At 44.0% G+C, this 9,908-nt stretch carries 6 protein-coding genes and 1 riboswitch; of the genes, 2 read left to right on the top strand and 4 right to left on the bottom strand.

Annotated elements, in window-relative coordinates:
- Positions 1–1,624 (top strand): DUF6320 domain-containing protein (locus G4407_RS15460; RefSeq protein WP_173689588.1); only part of this gene is annotated, 1,624 nt, incomplete at its 5' end.
- Positions 1,625–1,762: 138 nt separating this feature from the next.
- On the opposite strand, the gene G4407_RS15465 is transcribed toward G4407_RS15460, so the two are convergent.
- The 4 genes from G4407_RS15465 to G4407_RS15480 form a co-directional block, all read right to left on the bottom strand.
- Positions 1,763–2,836, bottom strand: coding sequence for a M24 family metallopeptidase (locus G4407_RS15465; RefSeq protein ID WP_173689589.1), 1,074 nt, complete (start codon positions 2,834–2,836; stop codon positions 1,763–1,765).
- Between the two features lie 136 nt (positions 2,837–2,972).
- Complete coding sequence (gene pflA / locus G4407_RS15470) at positions 2,973–3,716, bottom strand: pyruvate formate-lyase-activating protein (protein WP_173689590.1); 744 nt, start codon at positions 3,714–3,716, stop codon at positions 2,973–2,975.
- A 181-nt stretch (positions 3,717–3,897) separates the two neighbouring features.
- On the bottom strand, positions 3,898–6,150 hold the full coding sequence (gene pflB, locus G4407_RS15475; RefSeq protein WP_173689591.1) for a formate C-acetyltransferase: 2,253 nt from the start codon (positions 6,148–6,150) through the stop codon (positions 3,898–3,900).
- Positions 6,151–6,361: 211 nt separating this feature from the next.
- Positions 6,362–6,447, bottom strand: a riboswitch (ZMP/ZTP riboswitch).
- Positions 6,448–6,519: 72 nt separating this feature from the next.
- Positions 6,520–8,166: a SulP family inorganic anion transporter gene (locus G4407_RS15480; protein WP_173689592.1), complete on the bottom strand. Its 1,647-nt coding sequence runs from the start codon at positions 8,164–8,166 to the stop codon at positions 6,520–6,522.
- 228 nt (positions 8,167–8,394) lie between these two features.
- Here G4407_RS15480 and G4407_RS15485 point away from each other — a divergent pair, with 228 nt between their 5' ends.
- On the top strand, positions 8,395–9,576 hold the full coding sequence (locus G4407_RS15485) for an acetyl-CoA C-acetyltransferase (RefSeq protein ID WP_173689593.1): 1,182 nt from the start codon (positions 8,395–8,397) through the stop codon (positions 9,574–9,576).
- Positions 9,577–9,908: the final 332 nt, after the last annotated feature.

Raw genomic sequence — 9,908 nt, forward strand, 5'->3', positions numbered from 1 at the left:
ATACCCCCATATAGGACTTTTATATTTCATTGTCCTATATGAGGGTAGCATATCAGAGTATAAGGAGCCGTGTAGCAGCCTTTATATTCGTGATAAGAGAGATCTGCTTTTTGAAGTAACTTATTACAAAAAGAGAATCAATTTTGAGGTCTTTCATGTGCTGACAGACGGAACCGGTGCCAGTGAATTTGTACGGGAGCTGGTGAAAAATTATCTGTATCTGGCACATCATGAGGATGGACTGGAGGATGTGGTTCTGTCAGAGTATTCGGAGAGCCTTTCCGATCAGGAAGCGGATGGATTTGAAAGATATTATTCACGCCAGACAGACCGAAAAAAAGAGAAAAAACCGGCAGCGCATCAGCTTCGCGGAAACAGGCGTGAGCTTGGAAGTCTGCAGACGACAGAGGCAGAAATTCCGGTCGAAGAACTGAAGCGTCAGGCAAAGACTTATGGTGTGTCGATGACGGTATTTCTGACTGCGGTATATCTGTGTGCGATTCACCGGACAATGACAAGACGGCAGGAAAGCAAGCCGGTTGTACTGATGGTTCCGGTTAATCTGCGTAATTTCTTTCCGACCAATACAATGCTCAATTTTTTCAACTGGATTGAACCGGGATATCATTTTCAAGGTGGAAAAGAAGAGTTCGCAGATGTTGTGCAAAAAGTAAATGCATGCTTTAAAGAAGAACTGACAGCGGAAAGGATGGAGAAGCGGATGAATGATTACTTCGCCCTGCAGGTACACCCAATCCTGAAATTTGCGCCGCTGGAACTGAAAAATGTCTGTATCAATATCGGGGCGAGGACGGCAGAAAGTGATGTGACCGCTATTTTTTCCAACATGGGAATCATCCGGATGCCGGAAAGCTATGAGCAGTATATCGGGTATTTTGGTGTATATACAAGTACGCCGAAAGTAGAGCTTTGTATGTGTTCCTTCCGGGATAAGATTTATCTGGGATTTACGTCCAGATATGACTGTGATGCAATCAAAGAAAATTTTTTCCAGATTCTGAGAGAACAGGAAGTGAAAACGGAGATCCTTAAGGTGGAATATCCGGAAAGCGTTATGACAGAAGCGAAGGGGATGCAGATATTCAAAATATTTACCTTTCTTTGTATGATCGCTATCGTAACGGCACTTGGCGTGGATTACAGCATTGATACGAATTTTCATCTGTCGCTGTTCGTGTGTGGCGGTGCCTTTAGTATGTGGCTGGCGCTTGCGGTGGGGTTCTTCAAGCGGTATAATCTGCTGAAGAATGCCATGTGGCAGCTGATCATTGTGACGGTCGGCTGTATCATCTGGGACTGGCTGACTAAGTGGCATGGCTGGTCGATCGATTTTGTACTTCCGGGAGTAAGTGGACTGATTATGGTTTCGATGCTGATCATATCGAGGGTGTATTATCGACAGGCAAAAGACTATCTGGTATATTTTGTGATGGCGGCACTTTATGGAATGATCTTACCGTTTTTCTTTCTGGTGACAGGAAAGGTAAAGATTGTATTTCCGTCTGTGATTTCGATTGGGATGGGAGTGCTGATGCTGATCGGTCTGGCCCTTTTTAAAGGGAAAGAAATGCGACAGGAGATAGAGAAGAACCTGCATGTATAAGAGAGAATGCCAGTGTATGATAACTGGATAAGAGATTACAGGAACATAAAAACAGTAACAATGCCCGGTTTTCAAACAGACTTTTTACATTCTGTTTGAAAGCCGGGCATTAAAATGTAGTAAACAGATATCTTTTAATTAGCCGACAATACGGTATTTCTTTTCTACTTTATTCAGAATTTCATGTCCATCTTCTGTTACCAGAACGAGGTCTTCTACACGGACGCCGTACTTGCCTTCAATATAGATACCAGGCTCGATGGAGAAGATCATACCAGGTTCAGCCACATTTTTATTGATCGGGCTGACATCTCCGTATTCATGGTCTTCCTGTCCGATGAAGTGTCCAAGGCGGATCTTCCAGTATTCGCTGTAGCCTTTTTCATCGATGTAGTCTCTTGCCTGTGCATCAATATCACAGAAACGTGCACCCGGTTTGATTGCAGCTTCTGCCTTTTCGACAGCAGTGCGGACAATATCATGAATGTCAGCCTGCTCATCATCTACGCTCTTGCAGTAGAAAGTTCTTGTCATATCTGAACAATATCCATGCCATACGCATCCCATATCGATCAGGACGCATTCACCGGCTTTTAGGGTTCTTGTCTCACTTGGTGTATGATGCTGGTCAGCTGCATTCGCACCGAAACATACGATGGTATCAAAGCTTACACCACTCGCACCTTCTTTGAGGTATTCTGCATCGATAAAATCAGCAATCTGCTTTTCGGTCATACCTTCTTTGATATAAGCAGCAGCTCGTTCCATAACCAGATCATTGATTTCGGTAGAATGTTTCATGATTTCAATTTCTTCGGCGTTCTTTACTGCGCGGACACCATCCACACAGTCAGATCCCCATACGGTCTTCAGCTCAGGGCAGCGCTCCTGAAGCGGAATAAGAAAACGTGCCGGAAATACTTTATCGATACCGAGTACGCCTTTGGTGTCGATATGACTGGTCAGAACACCAATCTGATCGTCCATATCGCTGAACCATACTTCTTCAAAGCCTGTATTGGAAACATAATACAGATAGTTCAGGAAAATCGTATGCTTTCCGCTTGTACGAAGCAGCAGGGCATATAATCTTTCCCCAGGATTTACCGTGATGCCTGTTAAAAAGCGGATGCTGAGTGGATCAGATACAAGTAACTGATCGATTCCTTTTTTTCTCATTTTTTGCAATACGCGTTCCATTCTTTCGTTCATTGTTATATTTCTCCTCTCTTAAATACACTACACCAATCATAGCACATTACAGGCAAAATATGAAGAGAAAGCTGTCGTCTATTTTTTTAAATGTGTCTTATGCGTTGCTGGTCACAGGTACTGTGAACAGTAACTTTTATGAACAGTGCAGGATTTTCTTTGCATTTTCCACGCGTTCTCTCGAAGGTGGATTGATCCCTTCGAGGGGATAATCAAGTCCCAGCTCTTTCCATTTGTAGGCACCAAGTGTGTGGTAAGGCAGGATTTCCACTCTTTCTACATTATCAAGTGTCTGGATAAAATCATTTAACCGGTTTAAGTATTCATCATAGTCGCTGCGCTCCGGTACGAGCACATGGCGGATCCAGACAGGTTTTTTGGTATCGGAGAGAAAGCGGATCATATCCAGAATGTTTTTATTCGTTTTTCCGGTCAGCTCTTTGTGAGATTTTTCATCGATATGCTTGATATCAACAAGAAGAAGATCGGTATACTGCATCAGCTCCTGAAATTTGGAGAAAAATGGTTCTTCTCTGGTAAAAGGACCGCCTGCAGTATCAATCGTTGTGTGAATACCTTTTGCCTTTGCTTTTTTGAAAAGATCAAGCAGAAAATCAATCTGAAGGAGAGGTTCTCCGCCGCTGACTGTGATTCCACCGCCATTTCTCCAGTAGGTACGGTAACGAAGAGCCTGGGTAAGAAGCTCATCGGCAGTGCGCCATGTGGCACCGTTTTTATCGGTCATATTCCAGGTATCAGGGTTATGGCAGAACTGACATCTCAGTGGACATCCCTGAACAAATATAATAAAACGTACCCCGGGTCCGTCAACAGAACCAAAGCTTTCTGTAGAGTGAATAAGTCCTTTGATTTGAGTCATATGAAAATCTCCTTTTTCATTGTGTGATTGGAAAACTGCGGATCAGGCAGAGTCCTTTAAATGCCTTAGTATGCAGGAGAAGCTGCCGGCAGCATCTCTGTATGTGCCGAAAGTCATGCACTTTAAAATGCATGACTTCCAGCATAACGATATGTTTGGCAAAAGAGTGTAAGTTCGGTAATTACATACGATCGTGGCAGGTTCTTGCGATTACATCGAGCTGCTGTTCGCGTGTAAGGTCGATGAACTTAACCGCATATCCTGATACACGGATCGTAAAGTTTGCGTATTCTTCTTTTTCCGGATGTTCCATAGCGTCAAGAAGTTTTTCTGTTCCGAATACGTTGACGTTCAGATGGTGAGCACCCTGAGAGAAGTATCCGTCCATAACATTTACCAGGTTGTTAATGCGCTCCTCCGGAGTATGTCCGATTGCATCCGGGTTGATGGTCTGGGTGTTAGAGATTCCGTCAAGTGCCCATTCGTAAGGCAGCTTGGCAACGGAGTTCAGGGAAGCAAGAAGTCCGTTCTGTTCTGCACCGTAGCTTGGGTTTGCTCCAGGTGAAAGCGGTGCGCCTGCTTTTCTTCCGTCTGGAAGAGCACCGGTAGCTTTTCCATATACAACGTTTGAGGTAATGGTAAGGATAGAAGTTGTCGGTTCGGATTCACGGTAGGTGTGATGCTTTTTCAGTTTCTTCATAAATGTCTGAAGAAGCCATACTGCGATATCATCTGCGCGGTCATCATCATTTCCGTATTTCGGGAAATCACCGGTTGTCTCGAAATCTACAACGAGTCCGTTTTCGTCACGGATTGTTTTCACTTTTGCATATTTGATCGCACTTAAGGAGTCAACTACATGAGAGAATCCTGCGATACCTGTTGCAAATGTACGACGTACATCGGTATCGATCAGTGCCATCTGAGATGCTTCATAGTAGTATTTGTCATGCATGTACTGGATCAGGTTCAGTACGTTTACATACAGTCCAGCGAGCCAGTCCATCATCTTGTCGTATTTAGCCATTACTTCATCATAATCAAGGTATTCAGAAGTGATCGGTGTGTAAGCCGGTCCTACCTGATCTTTTGACTTGCAGTCGACACCACCGTTGATCGCGTAAAGAAGGCATTTTGCAAGGTTTGCTCTTGCTCCGAAGAACTGCATTTCTTTACCTGTCTGTGTTGCAGATACGCAACAGCAGATAGAATAGTCATCGCCCCATACCGGACGCATTGCATCATCATTTTCGTACTGGATAGAACTTGTTTCAATAGAAATATGTGAAGCGTAGTCCTTGAAGTTCTTCGGAAGACGTTCTGTGTAAAGTACAGTCAGGTTCGGTTCCGGAGAAGGTCCCATGTTTTCCAGGGTGTGCAGGAAACGGTAGTCGGTCTTTGTTACCATAGAACGTCCGTCCTGTCCCATTCCGCCGACTTCCAGTGTAGCCCAGACCGGGTCACCGGAGAAGAGCTGGTTGTAGGATGGGATACGTGCGAACTTAACCATACGGAATTTCATTGTCATATGGTCAACTAATTCCTGAGCTTCTTCTTCTGTAAGGATGCCTGCTTCCATATCTCTCTTGATGTAGATATCAAGGAAGGTAGATACACGTCCGACACTCATGGCAGCTCCGTTCTGAGTCTTGATTGCTGCAAGGTATCCGAAGTACAGCCACTGGAATGCTTCTTTTGCATTTTTGGCTGGCTCGGAAATGTCGAATCCGTAGACAGCAGCCATTTCTTTCATACCCTTGAGGGCACGGATCTGCTCTGCGAGTTCTTCTCTCTGACGGATTACATTATCACGCATGGATCCGTATCCGCAGTTTGCAAGGTCATCCTGTTTCATGGCGATCAGAAGATCGATTCCGTAGAGGGCAACACGGCGGTAATCACCGACGATACGTCCACGTCCGTAAGTATCCGGAAGACCTGTAAGAATCTTGGCATGGCGTGCTTTCTTCATTTCCGGTGTGTAGGCATCAAATACTGCCTGGTTGTGTGTTTTATGATAATCCGTGAAAATTTTGTGGAATTTCGGATTTGGTTCGTATCCGTAAGTTTTGCATGCTTCTTCTGCCATTTTGATTCCACCGAATGGCATGAATGCACGTTTCAGAGGTTTGTCAGTCTGAAGCCCCACAACCTGTTCTTTATCTTTCAGTTCTTCGCAGATATATCCTGGACCGTAAGCGGTAAGAGAAGATACAACTTCTGTTTCCATATCCAGAACGCCGCCTTTTGCACGTTCTTCTTTCTGGAGTTCCTGAAGTTTGCCCCAGAGCTGGTTTGTTGCTTCGGTCGGGTCTGCAAGGAATGAAGAATCTCCCTCGTAAGGTGTGTAGTTGTTCTGGATGAAATCACGAACGTTGATTTCTTCTTTCCAGAGTCTTCCTTCAAATCCCTGCCATTGTTCTTTCTGCATCATTTGGTTATTCCTCCTTCTTGTGGGTGAGCCATAGTAACTATGACCCGGTTATTATACACTGTGTTGCTGCGATTTATGCCCGGAAAGTTCTGGCAAATTCCAGACATATGAAAAGGTTCAGCCAGAAGAACCGATGGATGATTACGCTTTTTATATAGCCCTGATTTATTGAAAATCTTATAAAAATGCGTAAAAAAAGCCGGCATCTGAGCTGAATCGCCCAGACGGTCGGCTAAATAATCAAATCCTCATATTCCCTTGTGGTTCATTCCACTTCCGTCAGTCATATGAGCAACTTTAATCTAACAAATTGTTATGCAAATGTCAATGACAAAATTGTTTTTTTGAAAAAACATAATGATCGCAGGATTATTTTACAAGTGCTTCCGCATAATCCAGTGCATCGACAATGTTTTCATGGAAATTTTCTTTCCCGATCAGCTCGAAGAAACCATCTTTTTTCATGACCTTCATCGGCTGTTCATTGACATGAGAGAAGATCAGATGGATATTCTTTTTTTGGGCACGTTCAGCGAGTTCGTGGAGGCATTTCATTGCACTGGCATCGATAGCCGGTACGCTTCGCATACGGATGACGACAGCTTTGGTGCGATGATCGCTGTTGATGCCGAGAAGCTGATCGGCTGCGGCAAAGAACATCGGTCCGCAGATTTCGAATACGCTGATAGAATGTGGGATCTCACGTAATTTTTCCGCTTCTCCGGGAGTAATATCCGGTGAATCGGTATATTTCCAGGCTTTGATATCGGCTGTTTCTGCCATACGTTTCATGAAAAGAAGGGCAGCAAGAACGACACCGATCTCGATTGCCACAACCAGATCAAAAAATACCGTCAGGAAAAAGGTTATAACAAGGACGATGATATCGCTTTTAGGAGCACTTTTACACAGGCGGAAGAAAGAACTCCAGTCGGCCATGTTTGCAGCAACCACAAGAAGCACTGCGGCAAGTGTGGTCATTGGGATCAAGGCAGCAAGTGGCATCAGCACCAGAAGAATGATCGTAAGAGTGATGCAGTGTGTGATACCGGCAATCGGAGTACGTCCACCATTACGCACATTGGCAGCGGTTCTTGCGATAGCTCCGGTTGCAGGGATTCCGCCGAACAGACCGGAGAAAATATTTCCAAGCCCCTGTCCGATAAGCTCTGCGTTGGATTTATGGGTATCACCGATCATACCATCAGCTACAACAGCCGAGAGGAGAGACTCAATTGCGGCAAGGACTGCGATGGTAAATGCCGGTGAGATCATCTGCTGTACCAGCTCAATGGTGATCGAAGGAACATGGAAAGCAGGAAATGCAGAATTCAGTTGTCCATATACGCTGCCGATGGTATTGACCGGAAGTTTTGCAAAGTATGCAATAGCAGTTGTAACGACGATTGCTACTAAAGATCCCGGGATCTTGTCGGTTATCTTTGTCCAGAGAAGCATGATGGCAACGGCAGCAAGTCCGATGAGTGTTGCAGTCAGATTGATGCTGTGGATGTTTTTTGCATAGGCAATTACTTTTTCCAGGAATTCAGATGGGACAGATTCCATTTCCATTCCGAAGAAATCTTTTAGCTGACCTACGAAAAGTGTGACTGCGATTCCGCAGGTAAATCCGGTCGTAATTGTGTAAGGAATGTACTTGATCAGAGAACCGAAGCGGCAGATTCCCATGATCACAAGAATGATACCTGCGAGGATGGTTGCGACAATCAGACCGTCGGTTCCGTAGTTTGCGACAATTCCGTAAATAATGACAACGAAGGCAGCAGTCGGACCTCCGATCTGTACACGGCTTCCTCCGAAGAAAGAGATAAAGAAGCCGGCAATGATCGCGGTGTAAAGTCCCTGTTCCGGTCCTACACCGGAAGCAATGGCAAGCGCAATGGAAAGTGGAAGGGCGATGATGGCAACAATGATACCGGAAATGATATCCTTGATCAGCTGCTCTTTGGAATAGCCCTTCATGATGTCAAAAAGCTTTGGTTTTAATTCGTGCATGTGAAAAAAATCCTTTCAATAAAATTATTATAAAAAATATAAAATAAATATAAACACCAAGAAAAATCTTAACATCTAGTAAGAAACCTTTCAACCGAATCGTATCATGTATCTGTAATAGAACATGAAAAAATGTTAAAAAAATATCAAACATCTATTGAATTCTGTTTTTTGGAGGATTATAATAAAAACATCAGGTGATTTACAAAATAAAGGAGGATTTTTATCATGGCAAGAAAAGTTGTTTTAGCAGGTGCATGTCGTACAGCGATCGGTGTAATGGGTGGACAGTTCGCAAACACATCAGCTGTAGAACTTGGAACGATTGTAATCAAAGAAGCTTTGAAGAGAGCAGGTGTTGCTCCAGATCAGGTTGATGAAGTGTATATGGGTAATGTTATCCAGGCAGGCAACGGACAGAATCCGGCACGTCAGGCAGCTGTATATGCAGGAATCCCGAATGAAGTACCGGCTACAACAATCAATGTACTTTGCGGTTCAGGACTTCACTGTGTCAACCTTGCAGCAAAACTGATCGCAGCAGGAGATGCTGATATTATTGTTGCAGGTGGTATGGAGAATATGACAATGGCTCCTTATATGCTGAGAAACGGACGTTACGGATATCGTATGGGTAATGCGACAATTGAAGATGCTATGATCAAGGACGGTCTGACCGATGCATTCAACAATTATCACATGGGAATCACAGCAGAGAATATCTGTGAACAGTGGGGACTTACAAGAGAAGAACTGGATGAATTTGCAGCATGGTCTCAGAACAAATGTGAAAAAGCAATGGCAGAAGGTAAATTCAAAGACGAGATCGTTCCGGTTGAAGTGAAGAAGAAAAAAGAAACGATTCTTGTAGATACAGATGAAGGCCCTCGTAAAGGAATCACAAAAGAAGGTCTTGCAAAGCTTCGTCCAGCATTTAAGAAAGACGGTATGGTTACAGCAGGTAACGCATCCGGAATCAATGACGGTGCAGCAGCACTGATCGTAATGAGTGAAGAAAAAGCAAAAGAGCTTGGTGTAACACCTATGGCAACATGGATCGGCGGAGAACTCGCAGGATGTGATCCGGCAATCATGGGAATCGGACCGGTATATTCTACACGTAAAGTTATGAAGAAACTGGGAATGGAGATCGGAGATTTCGATCTGATCGAAGCAAATGAAGCATTCGCAGCACAGTCTGTAGCAGTTGGAAAGGATCTTGGATTTGATCTTAGCAAACTGAATGTGAACGGTGGAGCCATCGCTCTTGGACATCCGGTTGGCTGCTCTGGCGCGAGAATCCTTGTAAGTCTGTTATACGAGATGCAGAAAGAAGATGTACATACAGGACTTGCAACACTTTGCGTTGGTGGCGGAATGGGTTGTTCAGCTGTAGTTAAAAGAGATTAGGGTAGAAAAAAGAGTGGATACCTTTTTTGGGGTATCCGCTCTTTTTTTTGAATGATTTAGGTTGTGTTGACAAATTCGGCAAAAGATAATGCGTCTATTCTAGTTGTGCAAACCATTCCGATGAACCTCCTAAAGCGAAAATCGTGTTCAGCAGAGGCTTCCACGATTTTTGAGTTTCATCTCCATTGCACAAAAGACGAATAGACGCATTATCTTTTGCCGAATTTGTCCCTCGAAGTTATTGACATTATTAAATAAAAGCGTAGTAACTAAAAAAGGGGCTGTGAAATAAGTCCCTAAAAGAAATAGGACCATTCGTTCATGCGAAAGGT

The organism is Allocoprococcus comes, from assembly GCF_013300725.1.
Classification (GTDB): Bacteria; Bacillota; Clostridia; order Lachnospirales; family Lachnospiraceae; genus Allocoprococcus; species Allocoprococcus comes_A.

Bases quoted from the DNA above. Each gene is read 5' to 3' on its own strand.
- G4407_RS15465 (WP_173689589.1), bottom strand. From the start codon at position 2,836: ATGAACGAAAGAATGGAACGCGTATTGCAAAAAATGAGAAAAAAAGGA.
- pflA (WP_173689590.1), bottom strand. From the start codon at position 3,716: ATGACTCAAATCAAAGGACTTATTCACTCTACAGAAAGCTTTGGTTCT.
- pflB (WP_173689591.1), bottom strand. From the start codon at position 6,150: ATGATGCAGAAAGAACAATGGCAGGGATTTGAAGGAAGACTCTGGAAA.
- G4407_RS15480 (WP_173689592.1), bottom strand. From the start codon at position 8,166: ATGCACGAATTAAAACCAAAGCTTTTTGACATCATGAAGGGCTATTCC.
- G4407_RS15485 (WP_173689593.1), top strand. From the start codon at position 8,395: ATGGCAAGAAAAGTTGTTTTAGCAGGTGCATGTCGTACAGCGATCGGT.